Source organism: Saccharothrix sp. ST-888 (assembly GCF_000955975.1).
In the GTDB taxonomy this organism is placed as follows: Bacteria; Actinomycetota; Actinomycetes; order Streptomycetales; family Streptomycetaceae; genus Kitasatospora.
On sequence record NZ_JYJF01000022.1, the window covers coordinates 1 to 17,543 of the forward strand.

Annotated in this window: 16 protein-coding genes; 4 read left to right on the forward strand and 12 right to left on the reverse strand. The window is 70.8% G+C overall.

Annotated features, from left to right (window positions below; translation table 11 throughout):
* A partial coding sequence (locus tag UK12_RS10580) for an FAD-dependent oxidoreductase (RefSeq protein ID WP_045302180.1) occupies positions 1 to 738 on the reverse strand: 738 nt, incomplete at its 3' end.
* A 28-nt stretch (positions 739 to 766) separates the two neighbouring features.
* Positions 767 to 1,180 (reverse strand): SgcJ/EcaC family oxidoreductase, encoded by a 414-nt coding sequence (locus UK12_RS10585; RefSeq protein ID WP_045302182.1) that lies wholly within the window; start codon positions 1,178 to 1,180, stop codon positions 767 to 769.
* Positions 1,181 to 1,432: 252 nt separating this feature from the next.
* Between UK12_RS10585 and UK12_RS10590 the strand changes: the two genes are divergently transcribed.
* The 4 genes from UK12_RS10590 (at position 1,433) to UK12_RS10605 (ending at position 6,560) form a co-directional block, all read left to right on the forward strand.
* Entirely contained in the window at positions 1,433 to 2,611 is a 1,179-nt protein-coding gene (locus UK12_RS10590) for an acyl-CoA dehydrogenase family protein (RefSeq protein WP_045302184.1), read from the forward strand.
* A 98-nt stretch (positions 2,612 to 2,709) separates the two neighbouring features.
* Positions 2,710 to 3,942 (forward strand): cytochrome P450 family protein, encoded by a 1,233-nt coding sequence (locus tag UK12_RS10595; RefSeq protein WP_045302186.1) that lies wholly within the window; start codon positions 2,710 to 2,712, stop codon positions 3,940 to 3,942.
* 20 nt (positions 3,943 to 3,962) lie between these two features.
* Entirely contained in the window at positions 3,963 to 4,982 is a 1,020-nt protein-coding gene (locus UK12_RS10600; RefSeq protein ID WP_045302188.1) for an alcohol dehydrogenase catalytic domain-containing protein, read from the forward strand.
* Positions 4,983 to 5,093: 111 nt separating this feature from the next.
* Positions 5,094 to 6,560, forward strand: a complete 1,467-nt coding sequence (locus UK12_RS10605) for a multicopper oxidase family protein (protein ID WP_045302190.1) — start codon at positions 5,094 to 5,096, stop codon at positions 6,558 to 6,560.
* Between the two features lie 77 nt (positions 6,561 to 6,637).
* Here the strand turns inward: UK12_RS10605 and UK12_RS10610 are convergent, their stop codons facing one another.
* The 10 genes from UK12_RS10610 to UK12_RS10655 form a co-directional block, all read right to left on the reverse strand.
* Complete coding sequence (locus UK12_RS10610) at positions 6,638 to 7,000, reverse strand: YciI family protein (RefSeq protein WP_045302192.1); 363 nt, start codon at positions 6,998 to 7,000, stop codon at positions 6,638 to 6,640.
* 212 nt (positions 7,001 to 7,212) lie between these two features.
* Positions 7,213 to 7,929 (reverse strand): DUF2306 domain-containing protein, encoded by a 717-nt coding sequence (locus UK12_RS10615; RefSeq protein ID WP_082119493.1) that lies wholly within the window; start codon positions 7,927 to 7,929, stop codon positions 7,213 to 7,215.
* Positions 7,930 to 7,962: 33 nt separating this feature from the next.
* A complete protein-coding gene (locus UK12_RS10620; protein ID WP_045302195.1) occupies positions 7,963 to 8,736 on the reverse strand; it encodes an SDR family oxidoreductase in 774 nt (257 codons plus the stop codon).
* Positions 8,729 to 10,282 (reverse strand): FAD-binding oxidoreductase, encoded by a 1,554-nt coding sequence (locus UK12_RS10625; RefSeq protein WP_045302197.1) that lies wholly within the window; start codon positions 10,280 to 10,282, stop codon positions 8,729 to 8,731. Before UK12_RS10625 ends, UK12_RS10620 begins: the two co-directional genes overlap by 8 nt.
* 221 nt (positions 10,283 to 10,503) lie before the next feature.
* Positions 10,504 to 11,751 carry an LLM class flavin-dependent oxidoreductase gene (locus UK12_RS10630; RefSeq protein ID WP_197084737.1) on the reverse strand — a complete coding sequence of 416 codons (1,248 nt, stop codon included), beginning with the start codon at positions 11,749 to 11,751 and terminating at the stop codon, positions 10,504 to 10,506.
* 52 nt (positions 11,752 to 11,803) lie between these two features.
* Positions 11,804 to 12,634 carry a class I SAM-dependent methyltransferase gene (locus tag UK12_RS10635; RefSeq protein WP_197084738.1) on the reverse strand — a complete coding sequence of 277 codons (831 nt, stop codon included), beginning with the start codon at positions 12,632 to 12,634 and terminating at the stop codon, positions 11,804 to 11,806.
* Positions 12,624 to 13,718, reverse strand: coding sequence for a 4-hydroxyphenylpyruvate dioxygenase (hppD, locus tag UK12_RS10640; protein ID WP_045302201.1), 1,095 nt, complete (start codon positions 13,716 to 13,718; stop codon positions 12,624 to 12,626). Before hppD ends, UK12_RS10635 begins: the two co-directional genes overlap by 11 nt.
* Positions 13,719 to 13,720: 2 nt before the next feature.
* On the reverse strand, positions 13,721 to 13,942 hold the full coding sequence (locus UK12_RS10645; protein ID WP_045302203.1) for an MbtH family protein: 222 nt from the start codon (positions 13,940 to 13,942) through the stop codon (positions 13,721 to 13,723).
* Entirely contained in the window at positions 13,939 to 15,693 is a 1,755-nt protein-coding gene (locus UK12_RS10650; RefSeq protein ID WP_197084739.1) for a non-ribosomal peptide synthetase, read from the reverse strand. Before UK12_RS10650 ends, UK12_RS10645 begins: the two co-directional genes overlap by 4 nt.
* A gap of 105 nt (positions 15,694 to 15,798) precedes the next feature.
* The gene (locus tag UK12_RS10655) at positions 15,799 to 17,373 is read right to left on the reverse strand and encodes a 4-hydroxyphenylacetate 3-hydroxylase family protein (RefSeq protein WP_045302206.1); all 1,575 of its coding nucleotides are present in this window, start codon (positions 17,371 to 17,373) and stop codon (positions 15,799 to 15,801) included.
* Between the last annotated feature and the right edge of the window lie 170 nt (positions 17,374 to 17,543).

The window sequence follows — 17,543 nt, forward strand, 5'->3', positions numbered from 1 at the left end:
GTTGTCCTCGCCGGGCAGCCGGTAGAAGAACGCCCCGCGCGGGTGCGCCGGGGTGGCCACCGGGATGATCGCCAGGTCGTCGCCGAACGGGTCTGCGTCCAGCTGGAAGTGGCGGGTTGTGTAGGCCAGGTCGATCTTGACCCGGGTCTCCTCCGGGCGCGGATAGCCCAGTTCCTCCAGCCAGAGGGGGGTGCGCGAGCCGCGGCCGGTGATGTCGAGCACCAGATCCGCGTGCAGCACCTCGGGTGAGCCGCCGCCCTGGCGCTGGACCCGGGCACCGGTCACCCGGCGCCGGTCGGCGGTGGTCTCCAGGCCGAGAATGTCGTGCCGCTCCAGGAAGGTGACCTGGGGCATCGCCTGGACCCGGCGGCGGACGTGGTACTCCAGCACCGGCCGGGTCGCCGGAACGGACAGCAGCCCGGTGCGGCCGGAAGCCAGCCGGTAGCCGTTGAAGTACCAGCGGATGTCGCTGCTGAAGTCGCCCGGCCGGACCCCGGCCGCCCGCAACTCCTCGGTCAGACCGGGGTAGAGACCCTCCAGGATCTGCTGCCCCCGGGCCACCAGGCCGTGCGCGTGCCGCCCGTGCGGGACGCCGCGCCGGGGGCCGGCGACCCCGCTCAGTTCGTCCCGGTCGACGACCAGGACCTCCGAGAACGACTCGGCGAGCACGGTGGCGGCCAGCAGCCCCGCCATGCTGCCGCCGAGCACGACCGCGCGGTCCCCGATGTGGATACCCATCGCCGGCACCTCCTCTCGTGGCTCGGGCTCAGGCGGCGATGGGGGTGTTCTGGTACGAGGCGATCCGCCAGTCGGCACCCTCCTTGGCCAGCACCCAGGTCGCCCGGATCGCCCGCTCGGCCGTCACCTCGGTGTCGCCGGGGGCCAGCACGCCACCCCGGGTGACCACCACGGCCACGCCCTCGGCCAGCGGCCGGACCGAGATCGGCCGGCCGGTGACCCGGGTCCCCTTGAACGGGCCGGCGAACGCCTGCGCCATGAAGGAGCGGATCTCCTCGCGGCCGGTCAGGTAGACGTCCCCGGGCAGGATCAGCGTCGCGTCCTCGGTGAAGGTCTCGGCGAACCGGTCGGCATCGTGCTCCGCCCAGGCCGCGACGATGAGTTCCGGGACGGCCCGCAGGGCGGCGGCGTCACCGGTGTTCGACGATGGAGTGGCAGACATGGCTTTCTCCTTCTCCGGCGGTCCACGGCCGCGACGGCACGCGGCCAGGTGACGCCCAGCCTCACACCCGCCCACCGCGCGCTGCATCTCCCCGCTTGCGCTGGGCAGTCGGCCTACCAGCCGGCCCGGGGCACGCCGCAATCGGGGAGATGCGGGCACCACGCACGGGTGCCAGCCTCGATGAGGCCGATCAACGACCGCGGCCCGGACGGTCGGCCGCCCTGCCGGGCCACCCGTTCCCGAGGAGCCCCGATGACGTCCAAGGAAGCCCCGTCGAGGGAAGAACTCGTCAGCCGAGCCGCCGAGTTGGTGCCGGTACTGGAGAAGAACGCGCTCTGGCACGAGCGGCACCGCCGGCTGTCCGTGGAGACCGTAGCGGCGCTGGAGGAGTCCGGACTGCTCAAGCTCCGGGTGCCCACCCGCTACGGCGGTTACGAGTCCGACATGCGCACGGTGGTCGATGTGATCGCCGAGCTGGGCCGTGGTGACGGCTCCACGGCCTGGGTCATGGCAGTCTGGGCGATCAGCTCCTGGATGGCCGGCCTGTTCCCGGACGAGGTGCAGGACGAGATCTTCGCCACCCCCGACGTGCGGGTGAGCGGCATCCTCAGCCCGACCGCCGTCGCCGTCCCCGCCGAGGGCGGCGTGCTGCTGAACGGCAAGTGGTCCTTCAACTCCGGTGCGCTGCAAAGCTCCTGGAACACCAATGCGGCGGTGCTGATGACGCCGGACGGGCCGCAGCCGATCATGGTGGCGGTCCCGCTGGCCGACCTGGAGATCATCGACGACTGGCACACCACCGGCCTGCGCGGCTCGGGCAGCGTGACCACCGTCGCCGCCGACCTGTTCGTCCCCGAGCTGCGGGTGCTGCCGATGGTGCCGGTGCTGCAGGGGCGGCACCGCTCCCGTGCGAACGCCGGATCGCCCATCTACCGGGCACCGTTCATGCCCACCGCCTGCGCCACGGTCAGCGCGCCGGCCCTCGGTCTTGCCAAGGCCGCCAAACAGGCGTTCTTCGAGCGGCTCCCCGGCCGGAAGATCAGCTACACCTCCTACGACAGCCAGGCCGAGGCCCCGCTGACGCACCTCCAGGTGGCCGATGCCATCACCAGGATCGACGAGGCGGAGTTCCACGCCCACCGCGCGGCCACCCTGCTCGACACCAAGGGCCCGAGCGGCGAGACCTGGACGCTGGAGGAGCGCGCCCGGATCCGACTCGACCTCGGCGCGGTCTGCCGGCGCACCAAGGAGGCGGTGGACATCCTCAACACCGCCAGCGGCGGCTCCTCGATCTACACCACGGTGCCGATCCAGCGCATCGAGCGGGACGTCCAGACGCTCAACCTGCACGCCATCCTGCACCCGAACACCAACCTCGAGCTCTACGGGCGGATCGCCTGCGGGCTCGAACCCAACACGCTCTACCTGTAGCGAACGCCTGCGTGGGCAGGGCCGCACCCCCGTCGGCCCTGCCCACGCGCCTGCCCGCACCCCAGTACCAGTACCCGACCGACTCCCGGAGGCTTCCCGTGGAACCCCCTGCCCCCGTCGTCATCGACCCCGCCGGACGTGACATCCACGCCGAGGCCGCCCGGATCCGGGCGAACGGCCCGGTGTCCCGGATCGAGCTGCCCGGCGGCGCCCTCGCCTGGTCGATCACCGACCACGAGCTCGCCCGGCAGTCCCTGGCCGACCACCGCTTCTCCAAGGATCCGCGCAAGCACTGGACCGACTTCGCCGAGGGCCGGATCGGCGAGGACTTCCCGCTCATCGGCTGGGTGCTGATGGACAACCTCACCACCAGCTACGGCCCCGACCACACCCGGCTGCGCCGGCTGACGTCCAGCGCCTTCACCCCGCGCCGGGTCGAGGCCATGCGGGCCGGCGTCGAGAAGGCCGTCGCCGACCTGCTGGACGAGCTCGACAGCTGCGAGCCCGGCGAGGTGGTGGACCTCAAGGCGCGGTTCGCCCACCCGGTGCCGGCCAGGGTGATCTGCGACCTGTTCGGGGTGCCCGCCGAGGAGCGCGCCCACCTGCTGCGCGGTGGCGAGGTGAACGTCGACACCACCATCACCCCGGAGGAGTCGGCGGCCAACGTCGAGCAGTGGCACCGGGAGATGCAGGAGTTCATCGACGCCAAGCGCCGCAACCCCGGGGACGATCTCACCAGCGACCTGGTCCAGGCCCAGGAGGAGGACGGTTCCCGGCTGACCGACTCCGAACTGGTCGGCACCCTGCACCTGTTGCTCGCCACCGGGACCGAGCCGGTGATGAACCTGCTCGCCAACGCGACCCGGGCCCTGCTCACCCACCCCGCCCAGCTCGCACTGCTCAGGAGCGGCGCGGTCTCGTGGTCGGACGTGATCGAGGAGACGCTCCGCGCCGAGGCCCCCGTGGCCCATCTCCCGTTCCGCTTCGCGGTGGAGGACATCGAGCTCGGCGGGGTCACCATCGCCAAGGGCGAGCCGGTCCTGATCAACTTCGCGGCGGTGGGCCGCGACCGCACCGTCCACGGCGAGAGTGCGGACACCTTCGACGCCACCCGGCCGGGCAAGGAACACCTCTCGTTCGGCCACGGCGTCTACCGCTGCATCGGCATGCCGCTGGCCCGGATGGAGGCCGAGATCGCCCTCTCGGCGCTGTTCGGGCGCTTCCCGGACCTCGAACTCGCCGTACCAGCCGAGGATTTGGCACCGCAGGTGACCTTCATCATGAACGGCGTCCAGGCCCTGCCGGTCCGGCTGACGCCGCAAGCCCGCTGAGTGGAGAGGTGGTTCGGCCGATGAAGGCAGCAGTCGTCCCCGAGGTCAAGGCCCGCTGGGAGCTGCGCGAGGTGCCCACCCCGAAGGCCGGTCCCGGTCAGGTGCTGATCCGGGTCCATGCCTGCGGGGTCTGCCACAACGACCTGTGGGTCAGTCAGGGGGTGTTCCCCTTCCCGCCGCTCGACCCGGTGGTGGTCGGGCACGAGGCCGCCGGGGAGGTCGTCGAGGTCGGTCCCGGAGTGACCACCCGCCGGGCCGGCGACCGGGTCGGTACCACCTGGGTCCAGTCGACCTGCGGCCGGTGCGAGTACTGCCGGCTCAATCTCCCGCTCACCGGGCAGTCCGGGATGAACTGCCCGGAGTCGGTGATGAGCGGCCTCACCGTCCAGGGCGGTCACGCGGAGTACGTCGCGGTGTCGGCCGAGAGCACGGTGCTGCTGCCGGACGCCGTCCCGTACGAGGTCGCCGCCCCGATGCTGTGCGCCGGATACACCGCGTGGAGCGCACTGCGCGCCGCCGACCCCGAGCCGCACGAGCGGGTGGCGGTCCTCGGCATCGGCGGACTCGGCCATCTGGCACTGCAGTTCTCCCACGCCGGCGGCTTCGAGACCGTCGCCATCACCCGCTCGCCGGACAAGCACCGGCTGGCCCGGACCCTCGGCGCGGACCACGTGGTCGCCGACGGCGAGCAGCTGCGGGCGGCCGGTGGCGCCGACGTCGTCCTGGTGACCGGCACCTCGTACCGGACGGCCGGCGAGACCCTCCAGGGCCTGCGCCCGCACGGGCGGATCGTGCTGGCCGCCATCGATCCGGTGAACTCCTTCACCATTCCGCCCGGCAGCCCGTTCTGGGCGCAGCGCCAGCAGGTGATCGGCGCCACCCACAACGGCCTCGACCGGCTCACCGAGGCGCTCGGCCTGGTCGCCTCCGGGGCCGTCACACCCCTCATCGAGACCTTCCCCAAGGAGCGGGTCGCCGAGGCGCTCGACCGGGTCGACCGGGGTGAGGCCCGTTTCCGCGCGGTCGTCAGCTATGCCTGACGTTCCATCAGCAGCGGCGCCCTGGACGACGCACCGTTCCGTTCACGCATCAGGACGGCCGCCCGAGCGCGCCGGACACTGCTTCCAACCCGGCTGCCAGATGGGGAGTCCATGCTGAACAGACGACACTTTCTGGGCCTCTCGGGCATCGCGGCGGGCACCGGCGTGCTGCTACCGGTGGGCGCACTGACCGCCGGGCAGCCCGCGCCTCCCGCGCAGGCCCCTCCAGGCCCGGCCGGCCGGGCGGCGGGGCCCTTCTCCGTACGGATGCCGGTGCCGCCGACGCTCGGCCCGGTGGCCCGGACCGGCGACACCGACATCTACCACCTCGACATCCTGCCCGCCGATCTGGAGCTGCTCCCCGGCGTGCTGACCAGCTGCCTGACGTTCGGCGGCAGCTTCGTCGGCCCGACGATCCGGGCCAGGGAGGGCCGCCGGGTCCAGATCACCTACCGCAACCGGCTGCCCGAGGCCGCCAACGTGCACCTGCACGGCGGCCACGTCCCGGCCGACAGCGACGGCCACCCGATGCAGCTCATCGACCCGGGCAGCGAACGGCGGTACGAGTACCCGAACCGGCAGCCCGGCACCACGCTCTGGTACCACGACCACAGCCACCACGCGGAGGCCGACCACGTCTACCGCGGCATGCACGCCTTCTACCTGATCGAGGGCGCCGACGAGCACCGGTACCACCTGCCGCGCGACGAGTACGACGTCCCGATCGCGATCCGCGACGCCCAGTTCGACGCCGACGGCCGGCTGGTCCACGGCGACCCGCCGAACAGGAACGTGATCCTGGTCAACGGCCGCCCGAAGCCGTACTTCCCGGTGGCCGCTCGCAGGTACCGCCTCCGGCTGCTGAACAGCTCGACCCTGCGGTTCCTGAAACTGAACTTCGGCCCCCTGCCGGTCCTCCAGATCGGTTCGGACGGCGGTCTGCTGCCCGCACCGATCGACCGGACCGGGACGGACTTCCCGCTCGCCGCCGGCGAGCGGGTGGACCTGGTGGTGGACTTCTCCGGGCAGCCGGTCGGCAGTCGGTTCATGCTCACCAACCAGGGCCAGTTCACCGGCAACGACCAGATCGAGCCGGTGCTGCGCTTCGACGTGAACCGCACCGCCCGCGACTCCGGCCGGGTGCCCGACAGGCTGCGCCCGCTTCCCGGGCTGCCCCCGGCCACGGTCAACCGCGAAGTGAAGCTCTCCTTCGACCTGACCGGTCAGCCGATCGGCCTGATCGACGGCAGGCCGTTCGACGCGGACCGGGTCGACCAGCGGATCCGGCGCGGTGCCACTGAGATCTGGACGATCACCAATGGTGACGTCGCCACCAAGTACGGCCCGATCCAGCACTCGTTCCACCTGCACATGACGCAGTTCCGGGTGCTCGACCGGGACGGTCGGCCGCCGCTGCCCGGCGATGCCGGCCTGAAGGACACCATCCCCCTGCCACCCGGCACCTCGGTCCGGGTCCAGGCGACCTTCGCCGACTACCTCGGCCGCTACGTGTACCACTGCCACATGCTGGAGCACTCCTCGGCGGGCATGATGGGCCAGATGGAGATCGTCGACTGAACGCCCCGCACACGGCGGCGGGTCGGGCTGTTGGTCAGCCCGACCCGCCGCCGCTGCTTCCGTGGTGACCCGCCAGGTCACATCTCCAGCCCCTGCTCGAACATCACCTGCCGGACCTCGACACCGGTGTGCCTGGCGTCCGGGATCAGCCCGGCCAGCTCGATCGCGCGCTCCTTGGTCTCGACGTCCACCAGGTAGAAGCCGCAGACGAACTCCTTGTGCTCCAGGTACGGACCGTCGCTCAGCACCCGGCCGCCGTCGCGGACCCTGACGGTCGTGCTCCTCTCCGGCTCCGCCAGCGCCTGCGTGGTGACCAGCTCACCCGACTCCCTGAGGAGCTTCATGTAGTCGCCGTGGCCGGAGTAGACCGCCTGCTGCTCGTCCTCGGACAGGCTGTCCCACAGCACCGGGTTCATGTGCATGACCAGCATGTACTTCATGATTCTCACTCCTTGCGACGGTGACGCCCCGGGTAAGGTCCGGGGCCTTCACAGGAGACGTCGGAGCCGGCGGCCCGTCCTCGACATCCCCGCCCGCGGGTATCGGAAGAGTTTCCGGCCGTCCGGGCCGCCGGGCCGAAGCCATCCGGGCCGGCGGGCGCACGGGCGCGGCCGGCCGTGAGGTCTCACGGCCGGCCGCGCGGTCCTCGACGTCAGCGCACCAGTTGGGCCGCCCGGGGGCCGGTCCTTTCGAGCCACCAGTGGGCTATCACCAGGTTGAGCACCCAGCCCGCCCAGTTGGCCACTTCGAGGAGCGTCATGATGCCGATCCGGAATCCCGGGATGTGCGGCATCAGCTCGACCACCACCCGGCCCCAGCTGGTGCCGAGGGCCAGCGCGAAGCTGTAGACCATCCAGCGGCGGTGATCGACGAACCGGCGCCGCAGGACGGCCCGGAACCCGAGCAGGGTGGTGATCAGCCAGAGCACCCCCATCATGGCCAGCCCGATCTTGCCGGACGGAGCCGTGGAGTAGGGCACGAGCACCAGGGCCAGCAGCGCACCGGGCAGTGCCCCGGCGAAGACGTACACCCGGCCGCTCATCCGGTGCACCGCCGGATAGTGCCGGCGGATCCACGGCAGGACCTGGAGGAAGACCGTCACCAGCGAGATGTTGCCGAAGACGACGTGCGCCACCAGTACCGTGTAGTGCGCCGGAAAGGCCGGGTCGAGCGGGATCCGGGCCTGCTGCGGATCGCCTGTCAGGTAGCGCGGGAAGGCGTACAGCAGATTGAACACCACGAGGACGGCCAGCACCGCCACCCATGGGCTCTGCCACCAGCTCGGTGCGGTCGTGGTCGTCCCCGCACCGGGTCTCACGCGCCTCGGCCCGGTGGCCAGAGCACCGGTCCGGTCCGTGTTCTCTGTCACCGCTGCTCCTCGACTTCCTTGTTCCCAGCAGGTTCAGTGGTGGTATTCGCCGGCGTTGACGTCCAGGCAGTGCCCGGTGACGGCGCGGGCCAGCGGGGACGTGAGGAAGAGCACCGCATCGGCCACCTCGTCCGGCTCGGGCAGCCGGCCGAGGTCGAGGGTGGCCGCGATCTCGTCGTAGATGTCCTGGACGGTGACTCCGCGCTGCGCGGCCCAGTGGCCGAAGCCCTCGCGCAGCGCGTCCGCCCAGATGTAGTTGGGGGCGACGGTGTTCACCCGGATACCCTTCGGACCGAGCTCGGTGGCCAGGCTCTGCGCCAGCGACAGCAGGGCGGTCTTGCTCATCTTGTAGGCGCCGAACGGCCGCCTGGAGTGCCGCAGCACCGCCGAGTTGATCATGACGACCGATCCCCGGCTCTCCGCCAGCGCGGGCGTGAACAGCCGGGTGAGCCGCAGCGCGGCGTACACGTCGGTCTCGAACCCCGCGCGCACGTCCGCGAGATCGACCTCGCCGAGGTCGACCATCGGGGGCACCGCGAAGGCGTTGTTGACCAGCGCGTCCACCCGGCCGAAGGTCTCCGTCGCGGCCTTGGCCAGGGCGGCGGCCGACGAGTCGTCGGTGATGTCGGTCGGCACCACCAGCGCCCGGCGACCGGTCGCCTCGACCTCCGCGGCGATCTCCTTGAGCCGGGCCTCGGTCCGGGCGGCGAGCACCACGTCCGCCCCCGACTGCGCGGAGCGCAGCGCGATCGCCCGCCCCAGGCCGGGGCCGACCCCCGAGACCACGACGACCTTGTTCTCAAGCATCCTGAGCCTCCATCACATCCGGCTGACGGTTCGGTAGTTCGATCGACAGTGCGTGGCGGAACACGTTCCGTGGGTCGTACGCCTGCTTGACCTGCTGCAGGCGCGGGTAGTTGTCGCCGTAGTAGAGCGTCGACCAGGGCACCCCCGAGGTGTTCCGGGCCGGGTCGGCCAGGTCGTTGTCGGGGTAGCCGATGTAGGTGCCGTCGTTGCGCTCGCCGGAGGCGGGAACCCCACCGCTCCCGGCGTACACGTCGCGGTAGAACTCCCGGACCCAGGCGATGTTGGCCTCGTCCTGGTCCTCGGACTGCCAGAGGCCGGCACAGTAGAGGACCTTCAGGACCGAGTCCCGCTGGACCGTGGCGGTGGCGTCGGGGGCGACGGTGTTGACCCTCCCGCCGAAGCCGGCGACCACGATGCAGGACATCGGGTTGGTGTGCTCCGGGTCGCTCAGGTAGCGCCAGATCACGTCGAGTTGGTGATCGGTGAAACCCCTCCGCAGATAACCCGCCTTGTCCTTGTAGCGTCCCTTCGGGTCACTCGGAAAGCTGTACGAGGGCAGCCAGGAACTGAACCAGGGGACGACCTCGGCGGTGTGCGCCGCCGGTTCCACCCCGACCCCGGCCATGACGGACTCGAAGTGCTCGGCGAACACCTTCTCGGCGTCCGGCCCGTCGTGGTCGATCACCACCGTCATCCCGAACATCCCGGAGTTCCGGTGGGTGACGATCAGGTTGCTCCACAGGCCGGCCGCCGGGGAGTCGGCGTCGTCGTTGTTCTCGTACCAGGTGCCGTAGTTGCGCAGCAGCGTGGTCAAGGACTGCTCGGTCATCCCGGCCCAGGGCCACATGACCGTCCGCTTCCACATCCGGGCCGGTGCCTTGGGCAGCAGCTCGGCCGGGTCGGCGGAGTCCGCCCCCGGGGTGCGCAGCCAGTACCTGGTCACCACACCGAAGTTGCCACCGCCGCCACCGGTGTGGGCCCACCAGAGGTCGCGGTGCGGGTCGTCGGGGTCGGACGTCGCCACCACGGCCCTGGCCTTGCCGGACCCGTCGACCACCACGACCTCGACGGCGTACAGGTGGTCGACGACCAGGCCGTCCCGGCGCGAGAGATGCCCGTAGCCGCCGGCCGCGAAGTGGCCTCCGGCACCGACCTCCAGGCAGGTGCCACCGGGGATCGTCACGCCCCAGCGCTTGAACAGGGTGCCGTAGACGTCGCGCAGCAGGGCCCCGGACCCGACCTCGATCGCGCGACGCCCGGGATCGTAGGAGATGCCGTTCAGCCGGGACACGTCCAGCAGCACCTCGATCCCGGGCGAGGCGGTGAAGTCCTCGAAGCAGTGCCCGCCGCTGCGTACCGCGATCCGCCTGCCCGCGGCCACCGCTTCGTCGACGGCCGCCACCACCTCCTCGGTGCCGGCCACCAGGTGCACCTGGCCGGGCTGTCCGACGAAGCGGTGGTTGTAGCCCTGGACGAGGTTCTCGTACCTCCGGTCCCCGGGCCTGATCACCACCGGTCCGGTCGACTCAACGGTCGTGTCAGCCATGCTCGTTCGTCCTTCCTGGGGCCACTGCCGCACCAGACCTTCGCATGGCGCGGCCGGGCGCCACATCTCGCGGATTGCGGTGTGATCGGGCGGCGCGTCCGGCGAATCGGAGGTCGTGGGGCGTGCGCGGGAGTCGGTGCCGCGCGCCCCGGGAGACCGCCCCACCCCGGCGCGATACGACACCATGGGATGAGGCGGAATCCGGGGGCCGGGACACCCTGTTACGCAGCCGCCTCGGCCAGGCCGGACTTCGCAGCGGCGAACAGTTCGGGGGCCACGTCGTGGGCCATCGCCGCCGCCGACTGCCAGCCGATCTCGTGTGCCGTGCCGACTCCGCCGCAGAGCAGCACGAACCGGCGGAATCCGGCCGTCACCAGCGCGTCCAGTTTCGCCTGGACCGTTTCGACCGATCCGACCAGGGCGAACGGATTCCTGAGGTAGGAGTCCGCCGGTGCTTCGAACACCCCCTGGACACCTGTGCTGCCGTCCTTCGCCAGCGATTCCAGCGGGCTGTTGCCGGGATCGGCTCCGGCCATCCGCGCCAGGTATCCCGAAGCGGCCTCGACGTGCGAGACGAATCCGTCGCGCACCATCTCGGCGGCTTCCCGGTCGGTGTCGGCGATAACGGTGAAACAGCTCGCCGCGATGTTCGCCATGGACAACTCGTGCCCGTGTTCCTTGCCGATCTCCATGTAGCGGTGCAGGCGCGCGACCATTTCGTCCACGCTGACCTTGGACATGCCGCCGGCCGACGGGTCGAGGTTCAGTCCCGTGAACACGTCCAGGCCGCGGCGTGCCGCGGTGGCAAGGGATTCGTCCGTCTCCGCCGCCACCCACAGCGGCACGCGCTGCTGGACCGGCCGGGGCCACACGGTGACCTTCGCGGTCTCGACGTCCTGTAGGAACGCCGCTGACGAGGGCGTGAGATCGGCCTTCGCCACCGGGTGGTCGATCCGGTTGAGGGCACCGTCGATGAGGTCGACCGCGTGCTCGAAAGCGGCACGGTCTCCGCGCCGGCCGAGCCCGACCTCGAGCCGTCCGCCGGAGAGCACATCGATCATGGCGAACTGCTCGGCGAGGTGCAGGGGATTGTGCAGCAGGGCGAGGTTCACCCCCGACATGATCCGGGCCGTGGTCGTCCTCGCGGCGAGCGCGGCCAGGAGGATGTTGGGATGCGGGGACAGCGATGACGGGCCGAAGTGTTCCGGCATGCTGAGGCCGGCGTAGCCGAGACGCTCCGCCTCGACACAGTGATCGAGGTAGCTTTCGTAGAGTCGGGCCCCGAGCTTGGGGTCCCACTCCTCCGGTCGGCGCGATCCCGGCGGCGCATAGGTGAGGTTGTCCCAGTAGACGAACTTGACGATGTTCGGGTCCTCGGAGAGTGTGCTCATACCGTTGATGCCCCTCTGATCGCAAACAGGCTCGCAGTGGATGGATCCGAATCTATCCAGGCGGTGAAGGCCCGTCATCTTCCGTATTGCCCAGGCGTCGGAAGGCGCCGGCGGCTCGGCGCAGTGCCGGTCATCCGGTCAGCGACCGGGCCAGCGCGACGGCGTCCGCGCGTACCTGGGGGCCGAGCCGAGGCTGCTGGCCGGCGTCGGAGTACTGCCGGGGCGAGCTGGCGCTGGTGCGGCGCAGCACGGTGACGCTGTTCTGCCGCAGCTTCTGGCTCTCCAGCAGGTTCAGCAGCTCGAACTCGCCGGGCCGCAGCCGCTGGGTCTCGGCGATGTACTGGAGGATCGCCTCGCCTTCCGGGTAGGTCATCAGGTAGTGCATGACCACGATCCCGCCGTCGGGGTCGATCAACTCCCAGAAGTTCTCGAAGAAGTAGAGGCAGTCCCAGGCGTCCACCCAGGCGAAGTCGATCGGCCGGAACTCCGCCGGGAGGCGTCCGACGGCCCCGCGCATATCGGAGTTGACCACGGTGACGCGTTCGGCGAGGCCGAGCTCGGCAAGCACCTGCTCCACCCGGGGTGCCGAGGAGCCGGTGTCGGAGAGGTCGTCGATCGCCACCAGCCGGGGCCGGTACGGGTCGCGGTAGCCGGCCGGCAGCAGCAGCGCGGGCTCGCTCTCGATCCACGCCTCGTCCAGCTCCCGGCCGTCCGCGAGGTACGGCAGGGTCTTGCGGGTCAGGGCGGCGGCCTCGGCCTCGGCCAGCGCCTCGGCCTCGGCCAGCGCCTTCGCCAGGAACGGCGTGGTGTACCCCATCCCGACCTCCAGCACCCGGCGGGGCCGGGCCAGGTGGATCAGGTGGGAGAGCAGCGGCGCCACCACCTCGGTCCCCATGCCCGGCACCCGCAGCCGCTCCACCGCGGTCCGGAACCGGTCGTCAAGGATTCCGTCACGTGCCATCGGCTGCGCCCCTGCCCTTCTGGTACTCGATGGCCTGGTAGAGCGCCTTGATGTTGCCGCTGCCGAACGAGCGGGCCCCCATCCGCTCGATAACCTCCAGGAAGAGGGTGTTGCGCGGGTGCACGGACCGGGCGAATATCTGGAACAGCTGCCCGTCGTGGTCCTCGTCGATCAGGATGTTCAGCCGCTCCAGCTCCGGTACCGAGTGCCGGAGCGGGGTGAGGCGGCCGGAGAGCAGCCGGTAGTACGCCTGCGGGGTCCGCAGGAACTCCACGCCCCGGGCGGCGATCGCGTCGACCGATCCCACGATGTCGTGCGTGGTGAAGGCGATGTGCTGCACCCCGGGACCGCCGTGGTCCTTGAGGAACTCGTCCAGGTGGCCGCTGACCTCGGCCTGATCCGGCTCGATCAGCGTGAGGATGACGGTGCCGTTCTGCACCACCTTGGTGATCATCACCTGTCCGCTGGCCTCGACCCGCTCCGTGAAGACCAGCTCGAAGTCGAGGACCTCCCGGTAGAAGGCGACCGTCGCGTCGATCTGCCCGGGCTCGACGCAGATCGCGAAGTGGTCGACCTCCCGCAGGCCGCAGTCCGGCCCGGCCGGGTCGGCATCGATCGGCGCCAGCCCGGGCAGCAGCCGCTCGTCGGCCCGCGCCGGCCGCTGGACGAAGGTGTGGGCGATGTCGCCGACGCCCATGATGGTCGCGGTGACCAGCTCGCCGTGCGCGGCCGGCCCCGAGACGGGCCGGGCGCCACGCCGGACCGCCGCCGCGAAGGCGGCCCGGGCGTCCGGGACCCGCAGCGCGATGTCGGCCACCCCGTCTCCGTGCTTCTCGACGTACGCCGCTGCCGGGTGGTCGCCCACCAGCGGCTGGCTGAGCAGCACCCGGATGCCGTGCCGGCCGAGCGCCACCGAGCGCAGTTCCGGTGCCTGCGGCGCCGAACTCGCGTACACCTCCAGGCCGTAGCCGTGGACCAGCCACCCGGTGGTGGCCGCCAGGTCGGCGACGTAGCAGGCGATGTGGTCGACGAGCATGCCTTCGAAGGTCTCCCGGCCCACGTCGACGCTCCTCTCTTGACTCATCGTCAGTTCTCCGGCTGCCTCGGCCGGCGCCCGGCGAGGCCGCTCGGCCGCAGGTCTGTCCAGTGCTCGTTCACGTAGTCGAGGGACGTGGCGCGGTCGGCCGGACCGTGGGCGACCGTCCAGCCCGCCGGCACCTCGACGGTGGCGGGCCAGAGCGAGAACTGGCCGTCCGCGTTGACCAGGACCGAGAACGCCCCGCCCGGAACGTCGAAGGGGTTGGTCATCCCTGCTCTCCTTCCGGCCGGCCCAGCAGGCCGTCCAGGCCGGCCACCGTCGGGGCGTCGAAGAACTGAGTGATCGTCAGATCTACCTCCAGCAGCGACCGGATCCGGCTGACCAGCCGCATCGCCGCCAGGGACTGGCCACCCAGCTCGAAGAAGCTGTCGTCGATACCGATCTCGGGCGCCTCCAGCACCTCGGCGAAGAGCGTGCACAGCGCCCGCTGCCGATCGGTCAGCGGCGCCCGGCGGGCCGAGCTCGCCACCGGCGCGGGCAGCGCCCGCCGGTCCAGCTTGCCGTTGGGGGTCAGCGGCAGGGCCGGCACGGCCACGAAGGCCGTCGGCACCATGTACGCGGGCAGCAGCTCCACGGCGTGCGCCCGCAGTGCGCCCGCCTCGATCCCGCCGGACTCCGGAACGTAGTACGCCACCAGGCGCTTCTCCCCGGAGTCCGACTCCCGTGCCACGACCGCGACATGGGCCAGGCCCGGATACTGCGCCAGCACCGCCTCCGCCTCGGCGGGCTCCACCCGGAAGCCCATCACCTTGAGCTGGTCGTTGGCCCGGCCGAGGTACTCGAGCCGACCGTCCCGGTCCATCCGGACCAGGTCTCCGGTGCGGTACATCCGCTCTCCCGGCGCGCCGAACGGGTTGGCCACGAAGCGCTCGGCGGTCAGGTCGGGCCGGCCGAAGTACCCCCGGGCCAGGCCGCGTCCGGCGAGGTGGAGCTCGCCCACCGCACCGGCCGGCACGGGCCGCAGGTCCGCGTCCAGGACGTGCAGCCGGACGTTGTCCATCGGGCGGCCCACCGGCACCGGCCCTGCCGCCCGGTAGGGGGCGGTCATCGGCGCGCTGGTGCTGAACAGCGTCGCCTCGGTCGCGCCGTACATCGCCCGTACCACCAGGCCGGGATTGTGCTCCAGCACCCGCTGGACGGCCGCGGGCGCGATCACGTCGCCGCCGGTGAGCACCTCGCGCACCCCGGCGAGAGCGCTCGGGTCCTCCTCGGCCAGGACCCGGAACAGTCCGGCGGTCAGGTGGATGCCGGTGATCCGCTCCTCGGCGACGAGCCGGCGCAGGGCGTGCACATCGAGGTCCCCGGCCGGGGCCACCACGATCCGCCCGCCGTGCAGCAGCGGCACCCAGAGCTCGTACGTGGAGACGTTGAAGGCGTACGGCGCCACCATCAGCACCCGCTCGTGCCGGCCGTCCGCCCACATCGAGTCCAGGGCCAGGCCCAACGCGTCCCGGTGGGCGATCGCGACGCCCTTCGGCTCTCCGGTCGACCCGGAGGTGTGGATCACGTAGGCGAGTTGAGCGGGATCGATCCCGACCGCGGGGTCGTGTGCGGGGTAGCCGGTCAGTCCCTTCTCGCCCTCGACGACGACCACGTCGGCGCCCTCGGGCAGCCCGCGCCCGCGCATCACCTCATCGGCCAGCAGCACCGGCGCCGCGCAGTGCTCCAGAATCCACTGCTTGCGCTGCAACGGGTACGCGCTGTGCAGCGGGAGGTAGCACCCGCCCGCCTTGAGCACCGCCAGAATCGCCACCACCAGGTCCACGGACCGTTCCATCAGCACCGCGACCGGCGACTCGGCCCGCACGCCGAGTTCGCGCAGCCGGTGTGCCAGCCGATTCGACCGCTCGTCCAACTCGCGGTAGCTGAGCTGGACTTCGCCCGACGACACGGCAATCGCATCCGGTGTCCTGACCGCCTCCTGCGTGAAATGCCCATGAATGGAAGGGGAAACCACCATGTCCTCCGATCCGTCCGATCGCGACGGCCCTCTCGATCTGGATTTCCAGCCTGCGGCCGGCGCGCCTTTCCTGTCATCTCCCGGATTGCCGGCCTGTGCCCCGCATCAGCCGTCGAGCAGCCGGTGGACGGAATCGCTCAGCTCCCCGAAGGAGGAAAGATCGGGCACTGTCCACCCGTTCAGGTCGTACTCGGCCAGGCACTCGTCGACCAGGGCCTTGTAGGAATCCACCTGACCGTTGGCCAGCTGGGCGAAGAGCAGCTCGACCCGGGTATTCTCGTGATTTCCGGCGTAGTTGCGTTCGTAGAGCTCGTGGCGTCCGCCGAACTCGCTGCCGACGGCGTCCCAGAGCAGCTTCATCAGCTTGACCCGCTCGACCGCGTCGACGCCGCCGGAGCCCCGGATGAACCGGTCCAGATAGGGCCGGATCTCCGGATTGGCGAAGTCCTTGGCGCTGGAGTTCACGTAGATCAGGCCGCTGGCCACGTCCTGCAGCACGATCTCCCTGATCCGCGGGTAGCCGACCTGCATGAACCAGCGATAGGCCAGCCCGTACTGGGAGTTGGGAAGGACGGCACCGTTGCGCCAGGCGACCGGGTTGCGGGCGGCCGCGTCCGACAGGCCCCAGAACAGGTTGCGCCACGCCAGCACCTCGCCGAGGCGGCTCTGCACGCCGCGGAAGTCGCTGCTGCCGGTGATGTCCACGGCCTTGGCCAGCAGCCCGGCGATGAACTCCAGCTTCACCGCCAGCCGGGTGCAGCCGTGGAAGGTGAACCGCTCGATGAAGCCCGACTGGCCGGTGAACATCCTGATCTTCTCCGGCTGGCCGTAGATGAAGACGTTCTCCCACGGGATGAGCACCTTGTCGAGCACCAGGATGGTGTCGTTCTCGTCCAGCCGGGACGACAGCGGGTAGTCGAAGGGGCTGCCCATGGCCGCCGCCGACGCGCTGTAGGACGGGCGGCAGATCAGCTTCATCCCCGGTGCGTTCATCGGCACCGTGGCCACCAGCGCGAAGGTGCGGTCCTTGATCGGCAGGCCGTAGTGCGCGATGAAGTTGTAGTGCGTCAGCGCGGAGCCGGTGGCGACCACCTTCGCGCCGGACACCACCAGGCCGGCGTCCGTCTCCTGCTCCGCGCGGATGAAGACGTCGGCCACCTGGTCGGGTGGCAGACTGCGGTCGACCGGCGGGTGCACGATCGCGTGGTTCCAGTACAGGACCTTCTCCTGCGACTCGGCGTACCAGCGCCGGGCGTTGTCCGCGAACGGCTCGTAGAAGTCCGCGTTCGCGCCGAGGGTGCCGAGGAAGGACGCCTTGTAGTCGGGGCTCCGGCCCATCCAGCCGTAGCTCATGCGCGCCCAGGCGGCGATCGCCTGCTGATCACCGACCAGGTCCTCGGCGCTGCGCGGGGTGGTGAAGAACCGGTGCGTGAAGCCCTCGCCACCGCTGTCGACCGGTGCGGTCAGCACGCCCTGGTGCCGCGGGTCGTGCAGGGCGTCGTAGAGCCGCGCGGTCATCCGGACCGGATTGTGGAAGGCCGGATGCGAGGTGACGTCCTTGATTCGATCACCGTAGAGGTAGATCTCCCGATCGTCGCGGAGGCTCTCGATGTATTCCGCCCCGGTGAGCGGGCGGGTCCCGCGCCCTTTCCCGGCGGCGGTTTCCCGGTCTTCGGCCATCAGACGCTTCTCCTTGCTGCCAATTCACCGGACGATTCCGAGCCTGGCATCCATCGGGCGGCGACTGCTTCTCCCAACGTGCGCGCTTCCCGCACATCCGGCCGGTGGACTCAGCAAGTCCAGAGATGCCCAGGGTCGGGCACGGACGGATCATAAGCTTCTGGATTGCC

Coding starts and splice junctions, on each gene's coding strand:
- UK12_RS10625 (WP_045302197.1), bottom strand. CDS start 10,282: ATGGCTGACACGACCGTTGAGTCGACCGGACCGGTGGTGATCAGGCCC.
- UK12_RS10650 (WP_197084739.1), bottom strand. CDS start 15,693: ATGGTGGTTTCCCCTTCCATTCATGGGCATTTCACGCAGGAGGCGGTC.
- UK12_RS10655 (WP_045302206.1), bottom strand. CDS start 17,373: ATGGCCGAAGACCGGGAAACCGCCGCCGGGAAAGGGCGCGGGACCCGC.
- UK12_RS10610 (WP_045302192.1), bottom strand. CDS start 7,000: ATGAAGTACATGCTGGTCATGCACATGAACCCGGTGCTGTGGGACAGC.
- UK12_RS10590 (WP_045302184.1), top strand. CDS start 1,433: ATGACGTCCAAGGAAGCCCCGTCGAGGGAAGAACTCGTCAGCCGAGCC.
- UK12_RS10620 (WP_045302195.1), bottom strand. CDS start 8,736: ATGCTTGAGAACAAGGTCGTCGTGGTCTCGGGGGTCGGCCCCGGCCTG.
- UK12_RS10635 (WP_197084738.1), bottom strand. CDS start 12,634: ATGGCACGTGACGGAATCCTTGACGACCGGTTCCGGACCGCGGTGGAG.
- UK12_RS10645 (WP_045302203.1), bottom strand. CDS start 13,942: ATGACCAACCCCTTCGACGTTCCGGGCGGGGCGTTCTCGGTCCTGGTC.
- UK12_RS10585 (WP_045302182.1), bottom strand. CDS start 1,180: ATGTCTGCCACTCCATCGTCGAACACCGGTGACGCCGCCGCCCTGCGG.
- hppD (WP_045302201.1), bottom strand. CDS start 13,718: ATGAGTCAAGAGAGGAGCGTCGACGTGGGCCGGGAGACCTTCGAAGGC.
- UK12_RS10600 (WP_045302188.1), top strand. CDS start 3,963: ATGAAGGCAGCAGTCGTCCCCGAGGTCAAGGCCCGCTGGGAGCTGCGC.
- UK12_RS10605 (WP_045302190.1), top strand. CDS start 5,094: ATGCTGAACAGACGACACTTTCTGGGCCTCTCGGGCATCGCGGCGGGC.
- UK12_RS10630 (WP_197084737.1), bottom strand. CDS start 11,751: ATGACGGGCCTTCACCGCCTGGATAGATTCGGATCCATCCACTGCGAG.